At 59.9% G+C, this 26,437-nt stretch carries 26 protein-coding genes and 2 tRNA genes; 11 read left to right on the top strand and 17 right to left on the bottom strand.

The window, feature by feature from the left end; genetic code table 11:
- Positions 1 to 227 precede the first annotated feature (227 nt).
- The 6 genes from FB472_RS12010 to FB472_RS11985 all read right to left on the bottom strand — a co-directional run bounded on the left by FB472_RS12010 (position 228) and on the right by FB472_RS11985 (position 5,859).
- Positions 228 to 299, bottom strand: a tRNA-Gln gene (locus FB472_RS12010).
- 103 nt (positions 300 to 402) lie between these two features.
- On the bottom strand, positions 403 to 1,302 hold the full coding sequence (locus FB472_RS12005) for an NAD(P)/FAD-dependent oxidoreductase (RefSeq protein ID WP_141991086.1): 900 nt from the start codon (positions 1,300 to 1,302) through the stop codon (positions 403 to 405).
- Complete coding sequence (gene gltX / locus FB472_RS12000) at positions 1,299 to 2,789, bottom strand: glutamate--tRNA ligase (RefSeq protein WP_425467222.1); 1,491 nt, start codon at positions 2,787 to 2,789, stop codon at positions 1,299 to 1,301. The genes FB472_RS12005 and gltX overlap by 4 nt, the downstream gene beginning before the upstream one ends.
- A 91-nt stretch (positions 2,790 to 2,880) precedes the next feature.
- Complete coding sequence (locus FB472_RS11995) at positions 2,881 to 3,651, bottom strand: fumarylacetoacetate hydrolase family protein (RefSeq protein WP_141991084.1); 771 nt, start codon at positions 3,649 to 3,651, stop codon at positions 2,881 to 2,883.
- On the bottom strand, positions 3,648 to 4,754 hold the full coding sequence (locus FB472_RS11990) for a branched-chain amino acid aminotransferase (RefSeq protein ID WP_141991083.1): 1,107 nt from the start codon (positions 4,752 to 4,754) through the stop codon (positions 3,648 to 3,650). Before FB472_RS11990 ends, FB472_RS11995 begins: the two co-directional genes overlap by 4 nt.
- A 58-nt stretch (positions 4,755 to 4,812) precedes the next feature.
- Positions 4,813 to 5,859, bottom strand: coding sequence for a 3-isopropylmalate dehydrogenase (locus FB472_RS11985; RefSeq protein ID WP_141991082.1), 1,047 nt, complete (start codon positions 5,857 to 5,859; stop codon positions 4,813 to 4,815).
- 131 nt (positions 5,860 to 5,990) lie between these two features.
- Between FB472_RS11985 and FB472_RS11980 the strand changes: the two genes are divergently transcribed.
- On the top strand, positions 5,991 to 6,248 hold the full coding sequence (locus tag FB472_RS11980) for a DUF6458 family protein (protein WP_141991081.1): 258 nt from the start codon (positions 5,991 to 5,993) through the stop codon (positions 6,246 to 6,248).
- Between the two features lie 129 nt (positions 6,249 to 6,377).
- Here FB472_RS11980 and serA read toward each other — a convergent pair whose 3' ends face one another.
- Complete coding sequence (serA, locus tag FB472_RS11975) at positions 6,378 to 7,970, bottom strand: phosphoglycerate dehydrogenase (RefSeq protein ID WP_141991080.1); 1,593 nt, start codon at positions 7,968 to 7,970, stop codon at positions 6,378 to 6,380.
- Positions 7,971 to 8,106: 136 nt separating this feature from the next.
- On the opposite strand from serA, the gene FB472_RS11970 reads away from it, so the two are divergent.
- Together FB472_RS11970 and FB472_RS11965 are read left to right on the top strand one after the other, a co-directional pair.
- A complete protein-coding gene (locus tag FB472_RS11970) occupies positions 8,107 to 8,496 on the top strand; it encodes a DoxX family protein (protein WP_246078205.1) in 390 nt (129 codons plus the stop codon).
- Positions 8,497 to 8,560: 64 nt separating this feature from the next.
- The gene (locus FB472_RS11965; RefSeq protein WP_141991079.1) at positions 8,561 to 9,070 is read left to right on the top strand and encodes an META domain-containing protein; all 510 of its coding nucleotides are present in this window, start codon (positions 8,561 to 8,563) and stop codon (positions 9,068 to 9,070) included.
- On the opposite strand, the gene FB472_RS11960 is transcribed toward FB472_RS11965, so the two are convergent.
- Positions 9,045 to 9,824: a Pr6Pr family membrane protein gene (locus FB472_RS11960; RefSeq protein WP_170192122.1), complete on the bottom strand. Its 780-nt coding sequence runs from the start codon at positions 9,822 to 9,824 to the stop codon at positions 9,045 to 9,047. The genes FB472_RS11965 and FB472_RS11960 overlap by 26 nt on opposite strands.
- A 52-nt stretch (positions 9,825 to 9,876) precedes the next feature.
- On the opposite strand from FB472_RS11960, the gene FB472_RS11955 reads away from it, so the two are divergent.
- Positions 9,877 to 10,641, top strand: coding sequence for a DUF1353 domain-containing protein (locus FB472_RS11955; RefSeq protein ID WP_141991078.1), 765 nt, complete (start codon positions 9,877 to 9,879; stop codon positions 10,639 to 10,641).
- Positions 10,642 to 10,737: 96 nt separating this feature from the next.
- Here the strand turns inward: FB472_RS11955 and ilvC are convergent, their stop codons facing one another.
- From ilvC to otsA, 6 genes are read right to left on the bottom strand one after another with little or no spacing between them, the layout of a single operon-like run.
- Positions 10,738 to 11,763 (bottom strand): ketol-acid reductoisomerase, encoded by a 1,026-nt coding sequence (ilvC, locus tag FB472_RS11950; protein WP_141991077.1) that lies wholly within the window; start codon positions 11,761 to 11,763, stop codon positions 10,738 to 10,740.
- A 30-nt stretch (positions 11,764 to 11,793) separates the two neighbouring features.
- Positions 11,794 to 12,300, bottom strand: coding sequence for an acetolactate synthase small subunit (ilvN, locus tag FB472_RS11945; protein WP_021808205.1), 507 nt, complete (start codon positions 12,298 to 12,300; stop codon positions 11,794 to 11,796).
- 4 nt (positions 12,301 to 12,304) lie between these two features.
- Positions 12,305 to 14,089, bottom strand: coding sequence for an acetolactate synthase large subunit (locus FB472_RS11940; RefSeq protein ID WP_141991076.1), 1,785 nt, complete (start codon positions 14,087 to 14,089; stop codon positions 12,305 to 12,307).
- A 36-nt stretch (positions 14,090 to 14,125) separates the two neighbouring features.
- On the bottom strand, positions 14,126 to 15,829 hold the full coding sequence (ilvD, locus tag FB472_RS11935) for a dihydroxy-acid dehydratase (protein ID WP_141991075.1): 1,704 nt from the start codon (positions 15,827 to 15,829) through the stop codon (positions 14,126 to 14,128).
- Between the two features lie 27 nt (positions 15,830 to 15,856).
- Positions 15,857 to 16,657 carry a trehalose-phosphatase gene (otsB, locus tag FB472_RS11930; protein ID WP_246078204.1) on the bottom strand — a complete coding sequence of 267 codons (801 nt, stop codon included), beginning with the start codon at positions 16,655 to 16,657 and terminating at the stop codon, positions 15,857 to 15,859.
- On the bottom strand, positions 16,657 to 18,162 hold the full coding sequence (gene otsA / locus FB472_RS11925; protein ID WP_141991073.1) for an alpha,alpha-trehalose-phosphate synthase (UDP-forming): 1,506 nt from the start codon (positions 18,160 to 18,162) through the stop codon (positions 16,657 to 16,659). The genes otsB and otsA overlap by 1 nt, the downstream gene beginning before the upstream one ends.
- Positions 18,163 to 18,298: 136 nt before the next feature.
- Here otsA and FB472_RS11920 point away from each other — a divergent pair, with 136 nt between their 5' ends.
- Complete coding sequence (locus tag FB472_RS11920) at positions 18,299 to 18,490, top strand: hypothetical protein (RefSeq protein WP_141991072.1); 192 nt, start codon at positions 18,299 to 18,301, stop codon at positions 18,488 to 18,490.
- A gap of 15 nt (positions 18,491 to 18,505) precedes the next feature.
- Here the strand turns inward: FB472_RS11920 and FB472_RS11915 are convergent, their stop codons facing one another.
- Positions 18,506 to 19,258, bottom strand: coding sequence for a gamma-glutamyl-gamma-aminobutyrate hydrolase family protein (locus tag FB472_RS11915; RefSeq protein ID WP_141991071.1), 753 nt, complete (start codon positions 19,256 to 19,258; stop codon positions 18,506 to 18,508).
- A gap of 278 nt (positions 19,259 to 19,536) precedes the next feature.
- On the opposite strand from FB472_RS11915, the gene FB472_RS11910 reads away from it, so the two are divergent.
- Complete coding sequence (locus FB472_RS11910; RefSeq protein ID WP_246078203.1) at positions 19,537 to 20,196, top strand: M23 family metallopeptidase; 660 nt, start codon at positions 19,537 to 19,539, stop codon at positions 20,194 to 20,196.
- A gap of 22 nt (positions 20,197 to 20,218) precedes the next feature.
- Here the strand turns inward: FB472_RS11910 and FB472_RS11905 are convergent.
- Positions 20,219 to 20,294, bottom strand: a tRNA-Lys gene (locus FB472_RS11905).
- 69 nt (positions 20,295 to 20,363) lie between these two features.
- Here FB472_RS11905 and bcp point away from each other — a divergent pair.
- On the top strand, positions 20,364 to 20,843 hold the full coding sequence (bcp, locus tag FB472_RS11900) for a thioredoxin-dependent thiol peroxidase (protein ID WP_141991070.1): 480 nt from the start codon (positions 20,364 to 20,366) through the stop codon (positions 20,841 to 20,843).
- A gap of 23 nt (positions 20,844 to 20,866) precedes the next feature.
- Here bcp and FB472_RS11895 read toward each other — a convergent pair whose 3' ends face one another.
- Positions 20,867 to 21,151 (bottom strand): helix-turn-helix transcriptional regulator, encoded by a 285-nt coding sequence (locus FB472_RS11895; RefSeq protein WP_021808196.1) that lies wholly within the window; start codon positions 21,149 to 21,151, stop codon positions 20,867 to 20,869.
- Positions 21,152 to 21,259: 108 nt separating this feature from the next.
- On the opposite strand from FB472_RS11895, the gene FB472_RS11890 reads away from it, so the two are divergent.
- Genes FB472_RS11890 through FB472_RS11875 form a run of 4 tightly spaced genes read left to right on the top strand, consistent with a single transcriptional unit; the run spans position 21,260 to position 26,407 of the window.
- On the top strand, positions 21,260 to 22,774 hold the full coding sequence (locus FB472_RS11890) for a proton-conducting transporter transmembrane domain-containing protein (RefSeq protein ID WP_141991069.1): 1,515 nt from the start codon (positions 21,260 to 21,262) through the stop codon (positions 22,772 to 22,774).
- Positions 22,774 to 25,269: a DUF2309 domain-containing protein gene (locus FB472_RS11885; RefSeq protein ID WP_141991068.1), complete on the top strand. Its 2,496-nt coding sequence runs from the start codon at positions 22,774 to 22,776 to the stop codon at positions 25,267 to 25,269. Before FB472_RS11890 ends, FB472_RS11885 begins: the two co-directional genes overlap by 1 nt.
- The gene (locus FB472_RS11880; protein WP_021808193.1) at positions 25,248 to 25,565 is read left to right on the top strand and encodes a DUF190 domain-containing protein; all 318 of its coding nucleotides are present in this window, start codon (positions 25,248 to 25,250) and stop codon (positions 25,563 to 25,565) included. The genes FB472_RS11885 and FB472_RS11880 overlap by 22 nt, the downstream gene beginning before the upstream one ends.
- Entirely contained in the window at positions 25,562 to 26,407 is an 846-nt protein-coding gene (locus tag FB472_RS11875) for a DUF6671 family protein (protein ID WP_141991067.1), read from the top strand. The genes FB472_RS11880 and FB472_RS11875 overlap by 4 nt, the downstream gene beginning before the upstream one ends.
- Positions 26,408 to 26,437: the final 30 nt, after the last annotated feature.

Raw genomic sequence — 26,437 nt, 5'->3', positions numbered from 1 at the left:
CTCGATGGCGCGGCACCCCTCGCTGGAAGGCGGCAACCTCCAAGTGTCTGCAACGCTACGTCTCTCGAACGTGACAGCCATCACAGACCGATTCGCACCATAACGGCTGGACTTAGACCCTGTTCACTATGAAATGCCCTCCGCCATCAGGCCGGGGCATTACTTCGTCCGGTGAAAGGTATTGCCAGTGTTTACTTGGGACTTCCCTGAATATCCGGGCTTTTTTGCTGGGGTACCTGGACTCGAACCAAGAACAAAAGAATCAGAATCTTCCGTGTTGCCAATTACACCATACCCCACAGGGTTCGACCGGAACCGAACCGATTTACCACTTTAGCGCATCCTGAGCGGGCCGTGGTTCACCCGGCACTAGCACCACATACGCTCGCCAAACACAACGCGCTACAGCAGGTCGCGGTTGATGGTCGCGGCAACCTCAGCGCCGTCCCCCGCCGCAACAATGAGCTGCTGGGGCCCGGGCGGAGTAGCCTCACCAATCGCATAGGCACCCGCCGTGCTGGTGCGACCGGCAGAGTCGACGACGATCAGACCCTCCGGGTCGAGTGTGAGCTGCAAGCCCTGCGCATAGTCGAGCGCGGTCTCATAGTCGGGGCGCACAAACGCGGCCTCGCGTGGGATTGTCTCGCCATCGGCGAGCACAACACCGGTCAGCCCATCACGGTCGCCCGCGACATCCGCCACCACCCGACGATCCACCCGGATGCCACGGCCAGCAAGCATCCCCTCATCCGTCTCGCTCACGTGGCCCACGCCCTGAGTGAAAACAATCAGGTCGCGGCTCCACTGCGACAACAGCAGCGCCCGCTCCGCCAAATCATCGCTGGCCCCGATCAGTGCAATCGGGCGATCCGCATACTCGTAACCGTCACACTCCATACAGGAGTGGATGCTCGTGCCATAGAACGCACGCAGCGTCGGCAACACCGGCAGCACCTCACGCAGGCCCGTTGCGATCAGCACCGTGCGAGTAGTGGCGACTCCTCCGCGATAGGTCACCGTGAAACCACCGTCCGCCAGCGGCTCAATGCTCTCGACAATGGTGCGCTCGAACTGAACATTCGGGTACTGCTCAAGCTCCTCGCGACCCAGCTTGCGCAACTCCAATGGAGAAATACCATCGCGGCTCAAAAAGCCGTGCGAGTGGAACGTCGCCGAATTGCGGGGGCGATTGCCGTCAAGCAGGAACGTGCGGCGACGAGCACGCGCCAGATTCAGCGCAGCACTGAGTCCGGCCGGTCCGCCGCCGACAATGACAACCTCCCAGTCGAACTGCTCACTCATAGCTGTGCGCGCAGAGCTCCCAGACGAGCCAGAGTCGAGTCTTTACCCAACAACTCCATCGACTCAAACAGCGGCGGGCTGATGCGGCGCCCAGCGATCGCACTGCGCAACGGACCAAACGCCAGACGTGGCTTCATCTTCTTCACATCAATAAGTTCGACGCGAAGAGCAGCTTCGATTGCCTCATGCGTCCACGGCTCCACCGCCGGCAACACAGCCATCGCGGCATCCAGAACTTCCGGGCCCTCAGCTTTCGGCATCGCATCCGCTTCAACAACGAGGTCCGCATCCGGAGTGAACAAGAACTGCAACAGGCCAGGCGCATCGCCCAACAACTGCATGCGCTCCTGCACGAGAGGTGCAGCATCAGCGAGCCTCACCAGCTCAGCCTCCGTGGGCTCAGCAGAAATCACCCCAGCAGCAACCAGATACGGGACCAGACGGCCCGCAAACTCCTCCGCCGACAGCAGACGGATGTGGTCACCATTCAGCGACTCCGCCTTCTTCACATCAAAACGGGCCGGGTTCGGGTTCACGTTCTCCACATCGAAGGCAGCAATCAGTTCGTTGATCGAGAACACATCGCGGTCGGGAGCCAACGACCAGCCCAGTAGCGACAGATAGTTGATGAGACCCTCGGGAATGAACCCGCGGTCACGGTGCAGAAACAGGTTCGACTCCGGGTCACGCTTCGAGAGCTTCTTGTTGCCCTCACCCATCACATACGGCAAATGGCCGAAACGCGGAATCGCCTCCGTGATACCGACCTCGATGAGTGCTGTGTAGAGGGCAATCTGGCGTGGGGTGCTCGACAGCAGATCCTCACCGCGCAGAACATGCGTGATGCCCATCAGCGCATCATCCACCGGATTCACAAAGGTGTACAGCGGGGCACCATTCGGGCGCACCACAACAAAGTCAGAGAACGATCCCGCCGGGAACGTGATCTCGCCACGAACCAGATCATCAAAGCTCAGATCCGTGTCGGGCACACGCAAACGTAGTGCCGGCTGGCGGCCCTCCGCCGTGAACGCCGCACTCTGCTCAGCGGTGAGGTCGCGCTCAAAGTTGTCATAACCCTGCTTCGGGTCGCGACCACTCGCAACATTGCGGGCCTCGATCTCCTCACCCGTCGCAAAAGACTCATAGAGGTGACCGGAAGCTTTCAGCTTCTCAATAACCTCACGGTAGATATCGCTGCGCTGCGACTGACGGTACGGCCCGTGGGGTCCGCCGGTCTCGACGCCCTCATCCCAGTCAAGACCCAGCCAGCGCATCGCGTCGAGAAGCTGTAGATAGCTCTCTTCACTGTCGCGAGCGGCATCCGTATCTTCAATCCGGAACACCATCGTGCCCCCAGTGTGGCGCGCATAAGCCCAATTAAACAGGGCCGTGCGGATCAGCCCGACGTGGGGCGTACCCGTGGGTGAGGGACAAAACCGTACGCGAACGTCGGAAGCGGTTGCAGTAGAAAATGGCGCAGACATTGAGCCCATTCTATGCGAGGCGAGCCTGTGGGGAGGAGGGTTGCTCACGCAGACATTCGAGACAGCTATTCGGTGTTGATACCGGTCCGCACTACCTCGACGCGGTGCGCACCGGGTTGCTCAGTGTGCCGATTTCCTCAATCGTGATTTCGACGGTGTCACCGTTCACTATCTGGCCCACTCCCGCGGGGGTTCCCGTGAGAATCAGATCACCAGGCAGCAGGGTGAACACGCTTGACGCATACGCAACCAGGGACGCCACCGAGTGCACCATCTGGTCGACGGTTCCGTCTTGCTTGAGGTCACCGTTCACTGTCGTGCGGATGCTCTGCGCCGCCACCTGGAACTCTGTCTCGATCACAGGCCCGAGTGGGCAGAACGTATCGAATCCTTTTGCGCGCGACCACTGGCCGTCTTTCTTCTGCAGATCGCGTGCCGTCACATCGTTGGCGATGGTGTATCCGAAAATCACACTGTCAGCATCGGCCTCGGCCACATTCTTGGCGATGCTGCCGATGACGACAGCCAACTCGCCCTCAAAGCTCACATGCTCACTCTGCGGCGGCAACATGATGGCATCCCCGGGGCCCACCACCGAGGTGTTGGGCTTGAGGAACATCATCGGCTCGGTGGGCGTCTCGTTGCCAAGTTCTTTCGCGTGCTCGGCATAGTTGCGACCAATCGCCACCACCTTCGAACGCGGAATCACCGGTGCCACAATCTTGATTTCCGCCAGCGGCAGACGCTCGTCAGTAGTCTCGAAACCATTGAACATGGGGTCGCCAGTGAGCACAACGATCTCGTCGCCGTCAATGATGCCGTAGCGGGCACCCGTGCCAGAGCTGAAACGCGCTACCTTCATGCGTCGAGCCTCATCATCCAGCCGTGCTTATCTTCGCGACGGCCGTACTGGATGTCGGTGAGTTCTTCCCGCAGCGACATCGTCAACTCGCCGGCGGCAGCATCCGCCGACCCAATCTCAACACTCGCACCCTTGAGCATGGCGATGGGCGTGATGATGGCCGCGGTACCGCACGCGAACATCTCAGTGATTTCGCCCGACTCAACACCCTCGCGCCACTCTTCAAGAGTCACCCGGCGACGCTCGATCTTATGGCCACGGTCTTCCGCAAGCTGCAGGACAGAGTCACGCGTGATGCCCTCAAGGATCGACTCAGAGTGCGGGGTCACGAGGGTTCCGTCTTTCTTGACGAGCACCACGTTCATCCCACCCAACTCTTCGATGTACTTGCCCTCTTCGGCATCCAAGAACAGCACCTGGGCGCAGCCCTGCTCTGCCGCCTCCTGCTGAGCGACGAGCGACGACGCGTAATTGCCACCGGTCTTTGCTGCACCCGTGCCGCCGCGACCTGCCCGGGTGTAGTTCGTCGAAACCCAGATCGATACCGGAGCCACACCACCGGTGAAATACGCACCAGCGGGGCTAGCGATCACGTAGTAGTTGACCTTCTTGGCGGCACGCACCCCCAGGAACGCCTCCTTGGCAAACATGAAGGGGCGCAGGTAGAGGCTGGTCTCGGGAGCATTGGGCACCCAGTCGCCGTCGACCGCGACCAGCTGCTTGAGGGAATCGATGAAGGCGTCTATGGGCAGCTCGGGCAGCGCCATCCGGCGGGCGGAACGCTGCAGTCTGGCACCGTTAGCTTCGGGGCGGAACGACCAGATTGAGCCATCCGCATGACGGAACGCTTTCAACCCCTCGAAGATCTCCTGCCCGTAGTGCAGAACCGCGGCCGCCGGGTCGAGACTGATGGGGCCGTAGGGCTGAACACGGGGCCGGTGCCAGCCGCCCATCTCTGACCAACACACATCGACCATGTGATCGGTGAAGTTCACGCCAAAGCCCGGGTTCGCGAGCACCACGTCACGCTCCTCAACAGAGCGCGGATTTTGGTTCTTCTGAACCATGAAAGTGAGGGGGCGGGGAGCCATGAGATTCTTCATGCGATGTCCTTAATGACGTACAGCCAGAATGGCGGTGGGTTAATTCTGCGCTGGTAGGTTAATTCTGCGCTACAGCGTCGGCAATTGCACTGCCAATTTCAGCGGTGGACCGCGCGGTGGCGCCACGGGTGCTGAGATCGGCTTCAACGGCCGCATTAACGCGGGCCGCAGCATCCGTTTCGCCGAACTGTGACAGCAGCAGTGCAATCGACAGAATTGCCGCGGTGGGGTCAGCGAGTTGTTTTCCCGCAATGTCGGGCGCTGAACCGTGAACCGGCTCGAACATGGAAGGGAACTCTCCGCTCGGGTTCAGATTGCCGGAGGCAGCCAAACCGATGCCGCCGCTGATGGCCGCGGCCAGGTCGGTCAGGATGTCACCGAAAAGGTTGTCGGTGACAATGACATCAAAGGTGCTCGGTTGTGTGACCATAAAGATCGTGGCCGCATCCACATGTAGGTAGTCCACGGCAACCTCAGGGAACTCGGTGGCAACCCGGTCAACCGTCGACTGCCACAGGCCGCCCGCGTGGGTGAGCACGTTGGTCTTGTGCACGAGGGTGACTTTCTTGCGCTCACGCCCCATCGCGTGAGCAAAAGCAAAACGAACAACCCGTTCAACACCAAAAGCGGTGTTGATCGAAACCTCGGTCGCGATCTCGTGTGCGGTGCCGGTGCGGATGCGCCCACCATTGCCCACGTAGGGGCCTTCGGTGCCCTCCCTGACGACAACAAAGTCCACAGCCCCTGGCTCGGCCAGCGGTGACGTCACGCCGGAAAAAATGGTGGTGGGGCGCAGGTTCACGTGGTGATCGAGCGCAAAACGCAGCTTCAGCAGCAGACCCCGCTCGATGATGCCGCCCGTCAAGCGCGGATCGCGCGGGTCTCCCCCAACAGCACCCAACAGGATCGCGTCATGCTGAGCAAGTTCATCAATGTCGGAGTCTTCGAGAATCGTGCCGGTCTTGAGATAATAGCTAGCACCGAACGGGAACTCGGTGGTGGAAACATCCACACTGGTTGCGGTCAATACCTTGAGGGCTTCGGTCACAACTTCGGGCCCGATACCATCACCGGGAATGACTGCAAGCTTGATCTGAGAAGGCATACAAATACAGTAGCGGTGCGCACCCTGCGCTGGCCGCAGAGTGCTCTCGGCAAGGGCCCGATTCGCGGAAATACCGCTTTTCTGGATGTTTCCTGATTGCGCCCTGTATGGGGGGTGCTAAAATAGGGCTCATGAGTATAGGAACCGGAATTGTCTTAGTAGTTATCGGCGCGATTCTCACGTTCGCGCTCGACCTCCAAGTGGAAGGGATAAACTTCGACCTCGTGGGATACATCATGATGGCTGCGGGTGCAGTCGTGTTCATCATTGGCCTTCTGCTAATGATGCGCAAACGCACCTCTGTCACCACCGTGCGCAACGGCACCGATGGAGCAAACGGCTCGGTTAGCGAACGCCGCACCAGCACCACTCCTGACGAAACCATCTAACAACCAACAGAACTAACGGTCGGGCGCCAGCGCTCTGGGTGCGGCACCCTCCACACAGTACGAAAGGCGCGTCCCGGGCATTCGGAACGCGCCTTTCGCTGTGCCCACGCCCCCACAGGGCGAGCGAAACTAGGCGTCGACGATATCGATCGCGTGCACGTAGCGAGCATCAATCTGCTTCGCAACGGTGGCCAGAACCTGGGCGGACGCCTGCGAATCGACCGTGAGCACCGACAGCGCGTTGCCGCCTTCACTTTCACGCGCAATCTGCATACCCGCGATGTTGATGCCGGCGTCACCGAATTCTTTGCCGAAGACGGCAACAATTCCGGTGCGGTCTTCGTACATCATCACGATCAGATGATCGGCGAGCGGCACCTCAATGTCGTAACCGTTAATCTCGACAATCTTCTGAAGGTGCTTATTGCCCACTAGCGTTCCCGACACCGAAACCTGAGACCCGTCAGCAAGCGAGCCGCGGATGGTCAGCAGATTGCGGTATTCGTCGCTCACAACATCCGTAATCAAACGAACCGCGAGACCACGCTGATCGGCGAGCACGGGCGCATTGACGTAGCTGACCGTCTCCGACACCACATTCGTGAAAATCCCCTTGAGGGCGGCGAGTTTGAGCACGTTGACATCAAACTCAACAATTTCTCCGCGAACCTCAATGTCGACGCTCGTGAGGGGGCTGTCTGCCAGTCCAGCAAAAACCTGACCCAGCTTTTCCATGAGCGGGATGCCGGGGCGCACACTCGGATCAATAATTCCACCAGCAACATTCACTGCGTCAGGCACCAGCTCACCGCCCAGGGCAAGACGCACTGACTTGGCGACCGAAACGCCGGCCTTCTCTTGGGCCTCTGCCGTCGAGGCACCGAGGTGCGGGGTGACGATGACGTTGTCGAGAGCAAGCAGCGGCGACCCCGTGGGCGGTTCACTCACAAACACGTCAAGACCGGCGCCGGCTATACGGCGCGACTTGAGCGCCGTATAGAGCGCATCCTCATCAATGAGGCCACCGCGGGCAACGTTCACGATGTACGCACTCGACTTCATGCGCGCAAACTGCGCGGTCGAAATCATGCCCGTGGTTTCGGGTGTTTTCGGCATGTGAATCGTGATGAAGTCTGAACGCTCCAACAGCTCGTCGAGCGAGACCAGCGTGACGCCCATCTGCTGTGCCCGTGTAGTCGTGACGTAGGGATCGTAGGCGATGATATTGGTGCCGAAGCTCTGCATCCGCTCCGTGATCAGCCCACCAATGCGGCCAAGGCCGATGATTCCGATGGTCTTCTCAAAAAGCTCCATGCCCGAATACTGCGAGCGCTTCCACTGCCCCTCTGCAAGAGCACCGTGCGCGGCCGGAATATGACGGGCCAAGCTCAGGATGTGCCCGACCGTCAGCTCGGCCGCCGAAATGATGTTCGAGGTGGGGGCATTCACCACCATCACACCGGCCGCTGTGGCCGCCTTGATATCGACGTTGTCGAGACCGACACCGGCGCGAGCAATGACCTTCAGGTCAGGGGCATCGGCGAGAGCATCGGCATCCATCATCGTTGCCGAACGGATGAGAACCGCCTGCGCATCAACCAGCGCAGCCTTCAGAGCGGCACGGTCCGTGCCATCAATGTTTCGTATCTCAAAGTCGGGCCCGAGAGCATCGACTGTTGCGGGGGAAAGTTCTTCAGCGATCACAACGATCGGCTTAGCCACAGATCTGGTCCTTCAATTCGCGGGGACTTCGCGCTGAGACAGCGAAGGCTGCTTGAGTACACAACTACATCAACTTTAGCGGCGACAGGAAGGCGTCGCTGCCACGTGACGATTCGGTGCGACGATAGACCCCATGATGGATGCCGCCGAAACCGCCCAGTGGGTGCTGCGCATTGTGCTCGCACTCGCCTTCATCGCGATGGGGGTGGGCCATTTCGTTGCCGCCCCCGCACGCGCCATGGCGGCCATGATCCCGCAGGCGTTCCGTAAAAGCTGGATGCCCTCCCGCTCCGCCCTCGTGACAATCACCGGGCTGTGCGAAATAGCCGGCGGTCTCGGCCTCCTCTGGGAACCCACCCGTTTTGCGGCCGGCATTGCGCTGGTCGTCTTTCTCATTGCTGTGTTCCCTGCCAATGCGCACGCGGCCAAACATCCGGAACGCTTCGGCAAGGCAGCGATTCCGTTCTGGCCGCGATTCTTCGCCCAACTGGTGCTGATTGCGCTCTGCCTACTCGCCGCCATCTAAGGCTGCGTGCGGAGCCACCCAACGAAACGGTGTAGCTCATCGTCTACTGAGGTAGGAGGAAATAATGTCCACGACAATGCTGACGAAGATTGCCCCGCTGCTCGCGGTCGGTTTGCTCGCCCTCAGCGCGTGCGCAGGCCCCGCCGTGGACCCCGGCGCTGTTGAGCCCACGCCCGAGAGCGAGCCCGGACTCAACGAAGAGGAGACCCCGGGTGATCCGATCCCCGTCGAAGGCATCGACGGCACCTGGACGTTTGCCGAGGGAATCGACAGCGCGGGTGATCTCAGTTCTGACGCCACCGTCACCCTCGTGATCGCTGGCACGAGCATTTCCGGATCTGCGGCCTGCAACAACTACACGGCAACTTTCACGGGCGAACCCAGTGAGCTGACTGTCGGTGCGGTGGCATCAACAAAACGTGCCTGCCCGAGCGCGCTGATGGGGTTTGACCGGCGCTACTTCAGCGCATTGGCCCTCGTAACTGCTGCGGTTCCCACCGGCGGCAGTCTGGTGCTGCAGGGTGAGGGTGTGGCGATGAACTTCTTGCCTAAGAATTTTCTGCCCGAGGGCTAGCGGCGTTGCGGCGCGATGCCCAGAGTTGGTCGCTATCTGCCCACCGGGCCCGACTGACGCCAATGAGCACGAGGGCGATGGCGATAATGAACACCGCGATGCCCACCACATAGACTGCGACACCAGCCCAACCATCGGGGCCGCCAGGCTGCAGGAACGGGTACGGAAACCAGCCGTCAAGGCCGCCGCGCACGAAGGTAAAGGCCAACCAGGTGAGCGGGTAGATAATGACAATGCGCACGTCGCGCAGCCGCAGCACTGGTCGTAACGGCGAGATGAACCAGTCCACAAGCAGGAACAGCGGCACCCACACGTGAAGGATCTCGCCGGGCCATTGCAGCCCGACATAGCCGTCATCGGGGATTCCGCGAAGCAACACGTTGTAGACGATGGCGGTGACCACCGCATACGAGGCCACGGATGCTCGCAGCACGCCTACCGGCGAAGACTCCCGGTTGCCACTCACCACCAGCAGCCCGCTCAGCGCGAGAATCACGACGTTGATCAGGCTCGACTGAATCGTGAAGTAGCTGAAGTACTCCTCGGGAACGAAGTCATTGTTGAGCGACTGATCGATGATCTGGGTGGCGATGCTCACCGCGACGAGTGCTGCCGCCACCAGTCGAAGCACCCCGAACACGCGGGATGCGCGGGATGCGCGGGATGCGCGGGATGCGCGGGATAGGGAACCCCCATCGAGTGTCGGCTGGCCCAAACTAGCTGTCGGCCGTGGGGAGGGTCGCTGCGCGTTCATCGTCACTCAGACAGACTAGTGTCCAGACGTTTAATGGATGAAGGAGCACGCCATGCCATTCACAGATCGCCACGGAAACGAGTTGCGCAGCCTGCCACTCATTTACCGGTTGGGCCGAGATTTTCAGGTCGCAGAGGCGTTCTGTTGGCGCGACCCACGCGAGGGCGGCCCGGTGCTTGAAATCCCTGCCCACAACCCCCAACTTCCCCCCACCGACGGCAACGGCACCGATTTTGCTTCGGTTCCCCCGTTTCTGTGGGGGCTCATCGCCAGCTACGGCACCCAGACTCTGCCGGCGATTTTGCACGACGCCCTCGCCAATCAGGCACGACTTGTTCCGGCAGCTCAGCGGCTTGACCTGCGTCGGATCGCCGATGAAACGTTTCGCGTTGCGCTCGTCGAAAGTGGCCTGCACCAGATGCGCGCCCGAGTGATGTGGGCCGCGGTAGGAATGGAACGCTACGCCCGATATGCCGGGGCTCTCGGTGCGGCCATAATTGCGCAACTGAGTATCGGTGTGCTACTGGTCATGGGCTCCGTCGCACTGGGGATCCTCGCGCATCCGCTCTGGTTGCTGCTCGCACTCGCTCCCGCACTTGCGGCAGCATTGTGGGGCAAAAACATGGATCTCGTCGTCACCGCCACCTACTTAGGTGCGCTCTATGCGCCCCTGGTGGCCGGCGCATTCATTGGTTCTCGGCTGGAACAGTTCTTGGCCTTCATCATCTGGGTGGGAACAGGCACCCCGGGCCCCGCGCCGCAGGCAGAACCGACCCTGCGCTGGCCCAGCCGTGCCGCCACCCTGCCACCGCACTGACACCTCGTGCACAAGCAACGACGGCCGCCCCGCAGAGAGCGGAACGGCCGTCGTAATGACTGCAGCGGCTGCAGTGTCCGCGGTGACTAGCGAAAGTTAGCGGGCAGCGGAACCATCGGTGTAGTCGGAGTCTTGCTGCTTCCATGCGAAGAGAGCACGCAGTTCCTTGCCGGTTGCTTCGATGGGGTGGTTCTGTCCCTTTTCGCGCAGGGCGAGAAACTCGGGTCCGCCAGCATCCTGATCCTTGATGAAGCGGTCAGCGAAAGCACCCGACTGGATGTCTGCGAGAACGGCTTTCATGTTTTCCTTGACGGATTCGTCGATGACGCGGGGGCCCGAAACGTAGTCGCCGTACTCGGCGGTGTCAGAGACGCTCCACCGCTGCTTGGCGATGCCGCCCTCCCACATGAGGTCAACGATCAACTTGAGCTCGTGGAGCACCTCAAAGTAGGCGATCTGCGGCTGGTAGCCAGCCTCGATGAGGGTTTCGAAGCCGTACTGAACGAGCTGCGAGGTTCCACCACAGAGAACAGCCTGCTCGCCGAACAGGTCGGTTTCGGTCTCTTCGGTGAAGGTGGTCTTGATGCCGCCGGCGCGGAGGCCACCGATTGCCTTCGAGTACGACCAGGCGAGATCCCAGGCGTGGCCGGTGGCGTCATTTTCGACGGCAACGATCACGGGAACGCCGCGACCTGCTTCGTATTCGCGGCGAACCGTGTGACCCGGGCCCTTCGGGGCAACAAGAATGACGTCAACGTCAGCGGGGGCATCGATGTACCCGAAGCGGATGTTGAAGCCGTGCCCGAAGACGAGGGCGTCTCCGGCGTCAAGATTGTCTTTGATGTCGTCGGCGTAGAGGCCGCGCTGGTGCTGGTCAGGAGCAAGGATCACCACAACGTCAGCCCACTTGGCGGCTTCGGCGCTGGTGAGCACTTCGAAGCCGGCATCCTTCGCCTTAGCGATGCTCTTCGAGCCCTCCTTGAGGCCGACTCTAACTTGAACTCCCGAGTCGCGCAGGTTCAGGGCGTGGGCGTGGCCTTGCGAGCCATAACCAATAACAGCGACCTTTTTGCCCTGAATGAGTGCGAGGTCGGCGTTATCGTCGTAAAAGATCTCGGTCACAGTTGTGGTTCTCCTTAGTTGGTGATGCTGTTAGTTCTTAAAAACTCGGTCGGTGATGCTCTTCGAACCGCGGCCCAGGGCCAGCAGTCCGCTCTGGGCAACTTCTTTGATCCCGTAGGGTTCGAGCACCCGCAAGAATGCCTGAATTTTGCCCGAATCACCGGTGGTTTCAATGATGAGGGCATCGGAAGCAACATCCACCACACGGGCACGAAACAGGTTCACCGCTTCGATAATTTGCGACCGCGTCGTATTGTCTACGCGCACCTTAATCAGCAGGTGTTCGCGGGTAACCGACTGTGCCGGGTCAAGCTCCACGATCTTGATCACATTGATGAGCTTGTTGAGCTGTTTGGTGACCTGCTCAAGGGGCAAGCCTTCGACATCCACCACAACGGTGATGCGCGACAGGCCCTCAATTTCGCTTGACCCCACAGCCAACGATTGGATGTTGAACCCACGACGGGCAAACAACCCTGCGACACGAGTGAGCAGGCCCGGCTTATCTTCTACCAGCAGAGAAAGTACGTGACTCATCGCTCTACTCCTCTTCCCACTCGGGGGCATGATCTCGCGCGTACTGCACGTTCGAGTTTCCGACACCCTGTGGCACCATGGGCCAGACCATTGAGTCTCGGCTCACCACGAAATCGATCACAACGGGGCGATCGTTCGTCTCCAGCGCAAGCTTGATCGCCGGATCAATATCTTCCTTCTTAGTGACGCGGATGGCGAGACAACCGTAAGCCTCCCCCAGCTTCACAAAGTCGGGGATCATCTCCGTGTCGTGCCCGGTATTAAGGTCGGTAAACGAGTGGCGACCGTCATAGAAGAGAGTCTGCCACTGGCGCACCATGCCAAGACTGGAGTTATTGATAATCGCGACCTTGATCGGGATCTTGTTGATTGTGCAGGTGGCAAGCTCCTGGTTGGTCATTTGGAAGCATCCATCGCCATCAATGGCCCACACGTCACGATCGGGGTTCGCCACCTTGGCCCCCATGGCCGCGGGGAGGCCGTACCCCATGGTTCCGGCTCCACCCGAGTTGAGCCAGGCGTTGGGGCGCTCGTACTTGATGAACTGCGCCGCCCACATTTGGTGCTGACCAACACCGGCCGCAAAGATACCCTCCGGACCGGTGATTTCACCGATGCGCTTGATCACATACTGCGGCGAGAGCAGCCCGTCGTCGGGTTCTGCGAAACCGATTGGGAACTGATTGCGCAAATAATTGAGGCGCTCCCACCAGTCGCTGTAGTCGGGCTTTGTCGTCTTGATCACATCGGTGTACGCCGCGATCAGGTCGACGATCACGTCTTTAGCGTCACCGACGATGGGCACCTCGGCCGCACGAATCTTACCGATCTCAGCCGGATCGATATCGACGTGTACGACCTTCGCCAGAGGAGCGAATTCGCTCGCCTTACCGGTAACGCGGTCATCGAAACGTGAACCGAGTGCGATGAGAAGATCCGATTCTTGAAAAGCAAGAACGGCGGGAACGGTGCCGTGCATTCCGGGCATCCCCAGATTCAGATCGTTCGAGTCCGGGAACGCCCCTCGCGCCATCAGCGTCGTCACAATCGGTGCCCCCACGAGGGTTGCGAGCTCAAGCAACTCCGCAGAGGCACCAGCGCGGATGACGCCGCCGCCCACATAGAAGACGGGGCGCTCAGCTTCAGCCAACAGCTGGGCGGCTGCCTGAACCTGCTTGCCGTTAGCCTTCGTGACGGGACGGTAGCCGGGCAGATCGACCTTGGGCGGCCAGATGAATGGTGCGGAGCCCTGCTGGCAGTCCTTGGTAACATCCACCAGCACTGGGCCTGGCCGCCCCGTTGTGGCGATGTGGTACGCCGCAGCCAACGTCGCCGGAATATCTTCAGCCTTCGTCACGAGGAACGAGTGCTTCGTGATCGGCATCGTGATGCCCGAAATGTCGACCTCTTGAAACGCGTCGGTTCCCATTGAGGTCGAAAAAACCTGGCCGGTGATCGCCAGTAGCGGCACCGAATCCATGTGGGCATCCGCAATGGCCGTCACCAGGTTCGTCGCTCCGGGACCGGAGGTCGCAATGCACACCCCCAACTTTCCAGATGACGAGGCATAGCCCTCCGCAGCATGGCCAGCGCCCTGTTCGTGACGCACCAAAATGTGCCGAATAGCAGTGGATGCCATCAGTTCGTCGTAGAAGGGCATGATTGCGCCACCCGGCAAACCAAAGACGTCTTTTACACCCAGCTTTTCTAGACTACGAAGAATTGCGCCAGAGCCCGTCAAAATCTCCGGCGTAGTGCTCTTGGGCCGCGGTGCGGGGTCAGAGGGCATGTGCGAATCCTTTAAATTTCACTCGTGAGCGTGGTGCTAACTGGTTACCGCGCCGCGGGCGGCGGACTGCACAAGCTTCGAATACTTGGCAAGCACGCCTCGCGTATAACGCGGAGGGAGGGGGGCCCAGCCGTTTCGGCGGGCTTCGAGCTCAGCAGAATCGACAAGTAAGTCGATCGAGCGAGCTGCGATGTCGACCCGTATCAGATCGCCATCGCGCACGAAGGCAATAGGACCTGCGTCTACTGCTTCGGGAGCTATGTGGCCGATGCACAGTCCGGTTGTGCCGCCTGAGAATCGTCCGTCTGTTAAGAGTAGTACATCTTTTCCGAGTCCAGCACCCTTGATGCGGGCGGTGATCGAGAGCATCTCGCGCATACCGGGGCCACCCTTGGGGCCCTCATAGCGAATAACGACAATGTCGCCCTTCGTGATGGTGCCCGCTGCGAGCGCATCCATCGCGGCGCGCTCCCGCTCGAACACCCGCGCGGGGCCCTCAAATACTTCAGAGTCGAAGCCCGCAGTCTTCACGACGGCGCCCTCGGGGGCGAGCGACCCGTGCAGAATGGTGAGTCCGCCGGTGGCATGGAATGGGTTGTCGAGTGAACGCAAAACCTTGCCATCGAGCGGGCCGGGATTCAGCTCTGCTAGGTTCTCAGCAACAGTTTTGCCTGTGACTGTCATTGCGTCGCCGTGCAGAAGCCCAGCATCCAATAGCGCCTTCATGAGAACGGGGATGCCGCCATGACGGTCTACGTCATTCATCACATAATTACCGAAGGGTTTAACGTCGGCGATGTGGGGCACCTTGTCACCAATGCGGTTAAAGTCGGCGAGGGTAAGAGGCACATTGGCCTCGTTCGCGATCGCCAATAAATGCAGCACAATATTGGTTGAGCCACCCAGCGCCATCCCGACCGCGATTGCGTTCTCGAACGCTTTCATGGTGAGGATATCGCGTGCGGTGTGCCCTCGCCGAAGCATCCCCAGGACTGCTTCCCCGGAACGATGCGCAAAGTAGTCGCGGCGGCGATCTGCCGATGGAGGGCTGGTCGACCCGGGAAGGCTCATACCGAGAGCTTCGGCGACGCTCGCCATCGTGTTCGCGGTGTACATTCCACCGCAGGCACCCTCGCCGGGGGCGAAAGCACACTCGATGCGTTTGGCATCCTCGACGGACATCGTACCGGCCTGAACGGCACCGACCGCTTCGAACGAGTCGATGATCGTGATGTCTTTCTCCGTGCCGTCGCTTAGTTTTACCCAGCCGGGGGCGATAGAACCGGCATATAGAAAAACCGACGCCAGATCGAGCCGCGCGGCTGCCATGAGCATGCCGGGTATTGACTTATCGCAGCCCGCAAGAACCACTGAGCCGTCGAGACGTTCCGCCTGCATGACGACCTCGACCGAGTCGGCGATTACCTCGCGGCTTACCAGAGAGAAGTGCATTCCCTCGTGGCCCATCGAGATGCCATCGGAGACGCTGATGGTGCCGAATTGCAGCGGGTATCCGCCACCGGCGTGAACGCCCTCTTTCGCTGCTTGAGCGAGACGATCAAGTGACAGGTTGCAGGGGGTGATCTCGTTCCACGAACTCGCAATACCGATCTGGGGCTTCTCCCAGTCGGCGTCTCCCATTCCCACGGCGCGCAACATTCCGCGCGATGTTGTGGCTTCGATCCCGTCGGTTACCGTGCGGGAACGTGGCTTGATATCGATCGAATCAGTCTCAGACATGCTTCGAGTTTAGGGTGTTACCCTGCGTCAGTTTGTCCGGGCTGAAACCACGGCAGCACGTCGATCGGCGAGCACCATCAGAAGTGCGGCGATCTCGCGCGTTCCGGCGACTCGGAGTCGCGCCGCGGATGGTGCGTCCCCCACTCGAACACCGAGGTCATTCTCGCCGAGCACGGCTATGGCATCTTCATCGGTCGTGTCATCACCGGCGAAGAAAATGGCGTCGGCACCGACATATTCGCGCAATCGGTCAATCGCATCGCCCTTGTGCGAATCGTGGATGGCGAACTCCACAATATTCTTGCCAAATCGAGTCGTCAGTCCCGGTATTTCAGCAGCAACCCTCGCCACAGCTTCCGCGTGAAGCCGCTCGGCGTCTTCGAGAGTCATCATTCGCAAGTGCAGGGCGCGCCCGGCAGGCTTCAACTCAACCCAAGACCCCTCGGCGCTGTCGGCAAGCTCGTGCAGGAGGGCATCAAGCCGCTCAAGAGCTGCCGTGTTCTCCGCACTCATGGGCAAGACAGAATCGCCCTCGTCGAGCCGATATTCCAAACCGTGCGATCCACCGAACAGCACATGGCTGGGAAGATGCGCCACATGTTCGAGACTGTCGAGTGCACGCCCCGAAATAAGGGCCACACGTGTATCGGCGAGCTCCAGCATCCGCACCAACTGCTCTTGGGCTTCAGGAAGTGCACGAGCGTCGAGCGGATCATCGACTTCTGGCGCCAAAGTGCCATCAAAATCGAGGGCGATCAGCAGGGTGGGCACCGCCACAAGAGCGTCAATCGCCGCCGCGATTTCTGTCTCGGAGGAATACTGCACCACTACCTGACTCGCTTTCGTTCGACAGTCCACTCAACCTCTTCGGCCATCCCCAGCGGCGCGATGCGGCGGTGACGGTCAGATCGGGTAGCAGCCAAATTCTTGAGGAACGCGTTGGACCAGCGCGCAACATCGTGTTCGAGGACGCGCTTGCGCATCGAGCGCATTCGAGTCGTGCGTTCCACCTTGGGCATGTTGATCGCCCGCATGATGGCCTCCTTCAGCCCATCAATATCGTGCGGGTTGATCAGAATCGCCTTACGAAGTTCCTCCGAAGCGCCGGCAAACTCACTCAGAATGAGCACCCCATCGTTGTCGAACCTGGTGGCCACATACTCTTTAGCAACCAGGTTCATACCGTCGCGCAAAGCCGTCACGAGCAGCACATCAGCCGCCAAATACAGCGCAACCATCTCTTCACGCGGAAACCCCTGATGCAGGTAGTTGACCGGCGAGTGACTAAACGTGCTGTACTCCCCGTTGATGCGACCAACGGTCAGCTCGATCTCGTCACGCAATTTTATGTATGCCTCGACGCGCTCACGGCTCGGGTTTGCCACTTGGATGAGCGCAACGTCTCCCACCTCGATTGCCCCATCCCGAAAGAGCTCCCCATATGCTTTCAAACGGTGGCGGATGCCTTTGGTGTAATCAAGACGGTCTACGCCCAGCATGACCGTCTTGGGGTTACCCAACCCCTTGCGAATTTCACGCGCGCGCTGCTGGATAGCGGGATCACGCGCCATCTCCTCGAAGCTGCGGGAATCGATCGAAATCGGGAACGCTTTAGCCACAACACGACGAGTAGGTTGCCCGTCAAGAGTCACCTCGATGGCTGGATTCTTGGTCGGATGATTCGTGAGACGACGCACCGCCGACGAAAAGTTGGATGCGTCAGAAGAACGCTGGAAACCAACGACATCTGCGCCAAGCATGCCCTCAATGATCTGAGTACGCCACGGCAACTGGGCAAAAATGCCATATGGCGGAAATGGAATGTGATTGAAGAAACCGATGGTGAGATCGGGACGCTTCTCTCGCAGCATGCGTGGCACGAGCTGGAGTTGATAATCCTGCACCCACACAACAGCACCATCGGCGCTGATAGCGGCAGCGGCATCCGCAAACCGCTGGTTGACGGCTACATAGTCGTCCCACCACTCCCGGTGGTAGGCCGGTGTCGCGATTACATCGTGGTAAAGCGGCCACAGGGTGTCATTGCTGAACCCCTCGTAGTACTCCTCAATATCTTGCGAACTCAGGGGAACAGGAACGATCTGAATACCGTCCTGCTGAAAAGGCGCAACTTCGAGATCGGGGCGCCCAGCCCATCCCACCCAAGCGCCATCAGCGGCACGCATCACCGGCTCAAGAGCTGTGACCAGTCCACCGGGCGAGCGCTTCCAGGTGAGCGATCCATCAGCTTCAACGGTGCAATCGACAGGCAACCGGTTGGAAACAACGACGAAATCGTACTCGGGAGGAGAAGAATCCTTATGAGCTTCCATGCGCAAACATTACCAGCGGCGTAGGTGCAGAGACTGGGGATCGCGACGCGGATCCCTCACCAAGCCAGCAGATAGCTGAGATGGCAGCAATCTCGATGTCACGCTAGCGTTATACGACATCAACTACGGAGGAAATATGCGCAAGTACCTGTTCAACGGCAGTCTCCTCAGCGCGGTCGCCGGCGGCTGGAGCGTCTTCCAAACGACCCGCCAAGGGCCGCGCGACTGGCGTCTGATCCTCATGTGGGTCAGCTGGGGGCTCACCGTTGCTATTGCTGTTGGCACCATCGCCAAAGAAGCTCAAGACTCCTACGAGCTCGAGAGATAGCCCGTCGCTAGAAGCTCAGGCTTGCCGCGATCGGCTTTCGCGGTGACGCGTCGCCGCATCGACGATCCCGCGGAACAGGCGGGCATCCTCTTTAGCATCCTCTTCTGGATGCCACTGCACCGCTACCCCAAAATCGACGCTCGGCAATTCGATCGCCTGAATCACGCCGTCGTCGCCCCGACCGGTGACAACGAGGCCGTCGGCCAGTTCGTCAATGGCCTGGTGATGATACGACTTGACGGCGATGTTCCGGTCTCCGCCGAGTAGCGATGCGAGAGTGCTCTGCGGCTCTACCGCAACATCGTTCACGAGAAACGTGCCGCCCCCGGCGCTGTAACGAGTGGAACCAATCACATCGGGCAAATGCTGGTGGATGGTTCCCCCCAACGCGACGTTAAGCATTTGCGCACCTCGACAGATGCCCAAGAACGGCACGTTCTGTTCGATGGCGGCACGCACGAGCGCGTCTTCGAAGGCATCCCGGTCTTTTCGGGGAACATCGGTGGTGGGGTGCGCTTCTTGGCCGTAGCGAGCGGGATCAACATCTTTGCCGCCGGTGAGAATGAGCCCGTCAAGACCGTGGGTGATCGATGCAGCGATTTCGGAATCTACCGGCTGTGGTGGCAACAAAACCGCAATACCACCGGCATCCGTCACGGCTTCGAAGTATATTTTTGGTAGAAACGATGCGGGGAGATCCCAGGCACCAGTTTGAGCTTGCTCGAGGTACGACGTGAGCCCGATTATTGGCCGCGAATTGGTGCCCATGCAGGCTCCTCCCCATCAAAGAAATAGAACGTTTGCCCCCAAAGGATATAGCGAGCAGCACGCCCACCGCCTCTTCCTGAGAGTCCTTCTCAGGTTCACCGGGTAATTTCGGTAACTTACTCGTCTGCTCCACTGCATCGAAGCGGTTTCAGCGAGTGTGCTGCACTGTGAAAGAATCCGGCCGTCTCGCCGCTCACATCACTGCGAGCGCTGGGATGTGCACGAGGCTGCTCTTCACTTTCGCGGCCGTCACCCCTGCCCCAAACCAAGGAACGCTGTTGAAACGATCTATCACTATGCTCACCGTTGGGGCGATCCTCATTGGCGGCACGGTCCCCGCGGCCGTCGTAGCTGATCCGGAGAATCGCACTGTGGCTGTCGCGGCAGCCAACACTGAAGCTAACGGCCGCACTGCGGATTCCGCAACCGCCGACAACGGCAGCGACGACGGCGTTCAGACTTTCGCTTCCCCCGCCACCTCGGCGGCTGCACCGATCGTCCGCGACACATTTGCTGTCGAACGTGTGCGTCAAGAAGTAATAATCACCGCATCGGGCCCGACCGGTTCGCTCGACGTTTTTCCCGCTAACGGTCCGATCAACGATGGCTGGGGCTACCGCGGCAGCGAGTTCCATTCCGGCGTCGACATCATGGCTCCGGAAGGATCCGCAATTGTTGCGGCCTCCGCGGGCACCGTGGAGAGCGTCACGACTGGCGGCGGCTGGGGACGGCACGTGATTGTCGATCACGGTGGCGGCGTTAAAACCTTGTACGCCCACATGATCGAGGGATCACAAGCTGTTTCTGCTGGCCAATGGGTGGCTGCAGGCCAAGCGCTGGGCGCCGTCGGCAATACCGGCCGGTCCACGTTCCCGCACCTCCACTTTGAGGTCTACGTGTTCGATACCCGCATCGACCCAATGCCCTGGTTGCCGTAGCCGAAATCGTTCTCTGGTGCTGTGGTACACCCCCCGGGACTTGAACCCGGAACCCACTGATTAAGAGTCAGTTGCTCTGCCAATTGAGCTAGAGGTGCTTGGCGCGGTTGACCTCTCGGGCAACCGAGGATCAACGTTACCATGAGTTAAAGCGACTAAGGAGCACAATGACTACGGATCCGACCCGACTTGCCGCCGGCACCCCAGCGCCAAGTTTCTCGATGCCTGACCACGACGGAAACCTGGTGTCGCTCGGCGACTTTGCGGGTAAAAAAGTGATTCTGTATTTTTATCCCGCGGCGATGACACCGGGGTGCACTACCCAAGCCTGCGACTTCCGCGATCAGCTCGGTTCGTTGCAGTCTGAAGGTTACGTGGTGTTGGGGGTTTCACGCGATGCTTCGCAGAAGCTGGCTAAGTTCCGCGAACAGGAAGCTCTCACGTTTCCCCTCCTCAGCGACCCCGACCATGTGGTTCACGAAGCGTATGGCGCCTGGGGCGAAAAGAATCTCTACGGCAAGAAGGTCGTTGGCGTCATCCGCTCCACCTTCGTTATTGACGAAAGTGCCACGATTAGCCTCCCGCTCTACGCCGTGAAGGCCACCGGCCACGTCGCATCGCTCCGCAAAAAACTCGGCCTCGGCTAGCTATTCACCTGCGCCGGCTGCGATCAGTCAGCTCGTTCTCTCGCAAAAAAACCTAACAACTCCCCCACTCGAAAATCTGTGTCGAGTGGATGCCGTAGCGGCATCGATTTGTTGAGCCGGTACGAGTTTCTGCGGCCTTCGCGCTCGCGTTCGAGATAACCGGCCTCTTCAAGCTCTGTCACTATTCGCTGGGCTGCGCGCTCGGTGATTCCGACCTGAATGGCGACGTCGCGAAGCAGAACATTCGAGTTCTGCGACACGCACATCAGCACGTGCGCGTGGTTCGTGAGGAACGTCCATTTCGCCATGCTCCCGATCATACCCGAGCAGAAAAACTAAGACTACTTGCAATTCGCGACTTATAACATGTGCTACATTTTTCGCGTATTTGTTTTCATGAACAGTGAGGATGTGGTGTGGACGTAATAGGTCTGAGTGTCGCGATAGTGTCACCGTGGCTCGCGGCACTGGTTGCGGGAGCTTTCGCAGCCGCCAAACTGAACTCGAATGCCGCGGGAACGGCGGCAAGCGCAATCACCGGCGTCGGATTCACTGTCGTCGCCTTCGTGAGCATCGTGGGTACCCAATCCAGCACCGGCAGAAGTGCGCTCATACCGCCAACGCTGCAATGGGATTCACTAGCGGTCAGCATGTCGCTGCTGGTGTTGGGCCTCAGCACCCTCATCCAAGTTTTCGCGCTCCGCTATCTGCGAGGAGACGTGCGGCACACGTGGTTCATCATGTTCACCAACCTGGTGACTGCTCCGACCGTTCTCCTGGTGTGCGCCGGCTCCGTCATCATTTTCGCGGTGGCCTGGGTCGGTGCCGGTGCGGCTCTCGTGGCGCTGCTGGCCACCTATCACCACCTCGGACAGGCACAAGATGGGGTGCGCCGCACTGCGCTGCGCTTCGGTACTGCCGACTCCGGGCTGCTGGTCGGCTCCGCGATTGTGGTCATTTCAGCGGGCCGTGACGTGCCACTCGACGAAGTCGCTGCGCGCGTATCGGCTATGCCCGTCGCCCTGCAGTTCCTCATACCGACCCTGCTGGTCGCAAGCGCTCTCGCTCGATCAAGTCAGATTCCTTTTCACGGCTGGCTGCCGTTCACTCTTGCGTCTCCCACCCCGGTGTCTGCTCTGATGCACGCGGGGGTTGTCAATGCCGGTGCGATCCTCTTGTTGAGATTCGCCGAGACTGTGAGCCTTCAGCAGGCGATCATGATCGTGGTGTTCCTTGCCGGTGCGGTGACATTGATTTACGCCTCCGCGGTGCGGCTCGTTCGGCCAGACGTCAAAGGTCGCCTCGTCTTTTCGACGATGGCTCAGATGGGCTTCATGATCATGACCTGCGGATTGGGTCTCTACGCCGCAGCAATCTTCCACCTCATTGCCCACTCGCTGTTCAAATCGACGCTCTTCCTGAGTGCCGGTAGCGGAGTACGTGAACACGCCATCAGCCGAAACCTTCCGGCCAGACTGACTACACGCCCCGTTGTCATCGGGGTCGCAATAGCGGTGGCGGTCCTTGCCCCGCTCGCCTCACTGTTCGCTGCGAAGGCGACAATCGCTCCCGGCATCTCTACCGCGGAACTAGGCCTATTCTTGTTCGTCGCTCTCACTCTGGGAGTTGCGCTCGGTGCTGGGCTGCTGACCCACTTCTCCGTGCAGAGTTTTGCTCTCGGGCTGATTGCCACAATCGTCGTGTCGTTCGGATACACGATCGCGGTTCACTGGTTCGGCACAGTCTTGACAGTGTCCACTAGTGGTCCAGGCGCCCCGCCCTGGCTCCTGATCATTCCCGCGGTCGGACTCATCGGTGTCGAAATCTTGGCGCGAAGTCGAACCCGGTACACGACAATCCGCGAACTGATTTATACCCGCTCGCTTTCAGCGACAATCTCGCGCGACACCCTCTCGAAAGGACGCATCTGATGAGCCTTATCCTCCGCACGAATGTGGCGTCAGCAGCCCACGACGTCACACCAACCTGGCCGCTCGATTCCTTCATTGCCATCAATCCCCTCGCCGGCAAAGAAAGTGCCCCATTCGACGCCGTGGAACTCGCAGGTGCAGCAAAGACGCGCACGATCGAGGCCTATCTCGCTGATCTCGCCAGTGGTCGAATACGGGAAGAAGACTTAGAGCTAGCCCTCCACGAGCGTGTGCCCGAGCTCGCGGGGCGCACCACGATCGGCTCGCACGACATCTCATTGGTGCGGCTAGCCTCCCTCGATATGCAACTCTCGCAGCCCGGTCAGCGGATATCGCACCTCACCGAAATCAGCGACCCGATCGATCGGCGCATGTCGACCTGGATCGCCGCGTTCCTCACTCGTGATCCGCTGTGGACAATGCCTCACCACCACGAGGGGTTTTACCGCTCGTGGAAAAAGCTTGCACGGTTTGACCGGTCGTTGCCGAAGAACGCACGGCGCAAAATTTCCGAACTGCCCGACGTACCCGACAGCGCACTGGCGCACGCTCTGGCTCACTTTGCGATAGCTGGCGACGCCGTCACTCCGGCACTGCGCCGAGAGCTGGCCGCGCTGCCAGGATGGGTCGCTCACATCAAATGGCGGGCGGGCAAACAGGGCGACATCGATTTGACAGGCTATTTGGCGGTTCGGTTCAGCCTTCGGTCGATTCTTGATGCTCCCCCGGAGCCCGAGGAAGCACCGCACTCGGATTCCACCGGAGACGATGAGCTCTGGGTTCGGGCCGAGCGTGTCGCAGAACAGGTGACCGGAGACGCCGCCCACCGCGAGGATGTGGCCCTAGTTGCTCGCGTCCTAGCGGTACACGGAACTCGCGAGCATCCATTCACCTGGCAAAAAGCGTATGAACTCCACTACCGCAACTCACTGATCGGCTCGCTCGAGCACCCCGAACCCTCTCACGAGAGCGCTGAAGTTCAGGTGGTGATGTGCATTGACCCGCGGTCAGAGGGGATGCGGCGTCACCTTGAGTCGGATGCCACTGTCGCTACGGTCGGATTTGCCGGATTCTTCGGTGTTCCCATTCGATTCTCTTCGTACTACGCGCGCGGTGCGATCAACTCGCTGCCGGCGCTACTGGAACCGCGGCATCACGTGACAGAGCAGCCGATAAAGCCCGAACTGATCGAGAAAAATGTGAGTTCCCGACGACTGCGCGATGCAATGCGAAGCGCACTTCACAGTGCCGAGAGCACCACCGCGAGTCCCTTCGCGCTCGCTGAAATCGCGGGACTGTTCTATGGCGCCGCGAGCACACTTCGCACCTTCGCCCCCGCGCTCAGTGGTCGAATCACCCAGCTCTCGTCGCAACAAATCTCCACGCTCGATAGCACGGTGACGGTCGCGGATGCCTTCACCCTGGAGGAGCGTGCGTCGCTCGCCGACACCGCGATCCGGATGATGGGGCTCACCAGCTTCGCACCCCTCATCGTCTTAACCGGTCACGCGTCAGAGTCGATGAACAACCTCTATCAGTCGGCGCTCGACTGCGGCGCCTGCGGTGGCAATCCGGGAGCAGCAAACGCACGCTCCGCGGTCGCCATCTTCAATGACGTTGACGTTCGCTCCATTCTTCAGCGGCGGGGAATCAGTATTCCGAGTGACTGCGTCTTTGTGGCCGCCGAGCACAATACGGTGACCGACGCGATCTCGATCCTCGATGGCGGGCAGATTCCGCCGAGCCACACGGCGCGGGTGAAAAAATTTAGCGAGTTGCAGCGCGGCGCCGCGCACTCCCTTCTGCGCGAGCGGGCTCACGACCTACCGGGCGCAAGTGCACGGTCATCGGTGGCACGCATCCGGCGTCGCGCCCACGATTGGTCAGAGGTCTACCCCGAACTCGGATTGGCCGGAAACGCTGCCATGATCATCGGTCCGCGAGAAATCACTCGCGGCATTGACCTCTCACGCCGAGTATTTTTGCACTCGTACAGTCCCGAACTCGACGCCAGCGGATCTGCCCTGGAATCCATCATGACCGCTCCGATGGTTGTCGCTCAGTGGATCAATCACCAGTACTACTTTTCGACCATCAACCCAGAAACCTTGGGTGCCGGAACGAAGACAATTCACAACGCAATCGGCGTAACCGGGGTTCTTTCGGGGCACGAGGGCGACCTGCGCCGTGGCCTACCGTGGCAGTCTGTCGGAGTCGGTGCAGACGCGTTCCACGAGCCGATGCGGCTCGCGGTGCTCATTCAGGCACCACTGGTCACGGTCGGCCAGATCGTGTCGCGCAACCAGGTGTTGCGCGATCTCTTGGACAACGACTGGATTACGCTCACCGCACGGGAATACTCAGACGCCCCCTGGTATCGCCATACCTCCGTCGGCTGGAAAAAGTGCACAACAACAACAACAACAACAACAACAACAACAACAACAACAACAACAGTGGAAGGACCACGCTCATGGACGGCCTCACCAAGATGACACGAATCGAAATCATCGTTCCTGCTCGTCAGGCACCTGATCTGCGAGAACTCATCGCATCCGCGGGAGCGACCGGCTATACCTCCGTGTCGGGTGTCTCAGGAATTGGTCACCATGGCCAACGCTCCGGAGATCTGCTTTTCAACGAATACGACACGCTGACGATGATCATCACCGTGCTCCCCCAAGCCAAAGCCGAGCAATTGGCGGAGGCTGTGAGGGCAATGCTTGATTCCACCAGCGGAGTCATGTTCGTTGCTGAAACCTATGTCAGCCGTCCCGAATATTTCAAGTGAACCCTGCCGGAACCCACTATCAGAACGAGTCCATCACCTTTGCAACGATGCACGGAAAGGAACTGCTCGCGCGCCAATCCTTTGCCGATGTTCTCGGTGCCTCTGTGATTGCACCCCCCGAGCTCGACACCGATGTTTTCGGCACCTTCACGGGAGAGGTTCCGCGTGCAGCCGGCCCGCGCGGCACAGCCCTCGCCAAAGCACGCCGCGGGATGGAGTTGGGGAACACCCGTCTGGGGCTCGCATCAGAAGGAACTTTCAGTACCGGCTTTGGAACGATAGTTGAGAACACCGAGGTGCTGGTATTCGTCGACGACATTCTGCAACTGGAGCTTGTCGAAGGAAGTATCGAACTCTCGCCGCTTCCCGCTGCGCGCCCCATAGCGCACCTCGACGATGCGCTGAACTTTGCTACCGCGGTTGGATTTCCCGAACAGTGGATCATCTTGCAGACCACACACAACGGCACCACCACGTCATACAAAAACATTGGTGATCCTGACTCACTGCGAATGATTGGCGAGAAAGTTTTCACCAACGAATACGAATCGGTAATAATATCGCCCGATTATCGTGCACACCACTGCCCATCACGAGCTGCCTCAATCCGTGCACTGTGCGAGCGGATGGCACGCCGACTGGCCACCGAATGCCCGAGCTGTTCCACTCCCGGCTTTGGCCACGTAGATGTCGAATATGGCGTTCCCTGCGAGAACTGCGGGATCGCGACGAACATGATCGCCGCAGACATTCATGAGTGCGGAAAATGCGCCTATCACCAACGAGTTATGCGATCGGTGAAGCGCGCGTCACCACAGTGGTGCAACGACTGCAACCCATAAGCCAGCACCACGCGTTTCCCGCGATTTAGC

It is taken from the genome of Rhodoglobus vestalii, from assembly GCF_006788895.1.
Taxonomy (GTDB): domain Bacteria; phylum Actinomycetota; class Actinomycetes; order Actinomycetales; family Microbacteriaceae; genus Rhodoglobus; species Rhodoglobus vestalii.
This window is presented reverse-complemented; position numbering and strand designations above follow the sequence as displayed.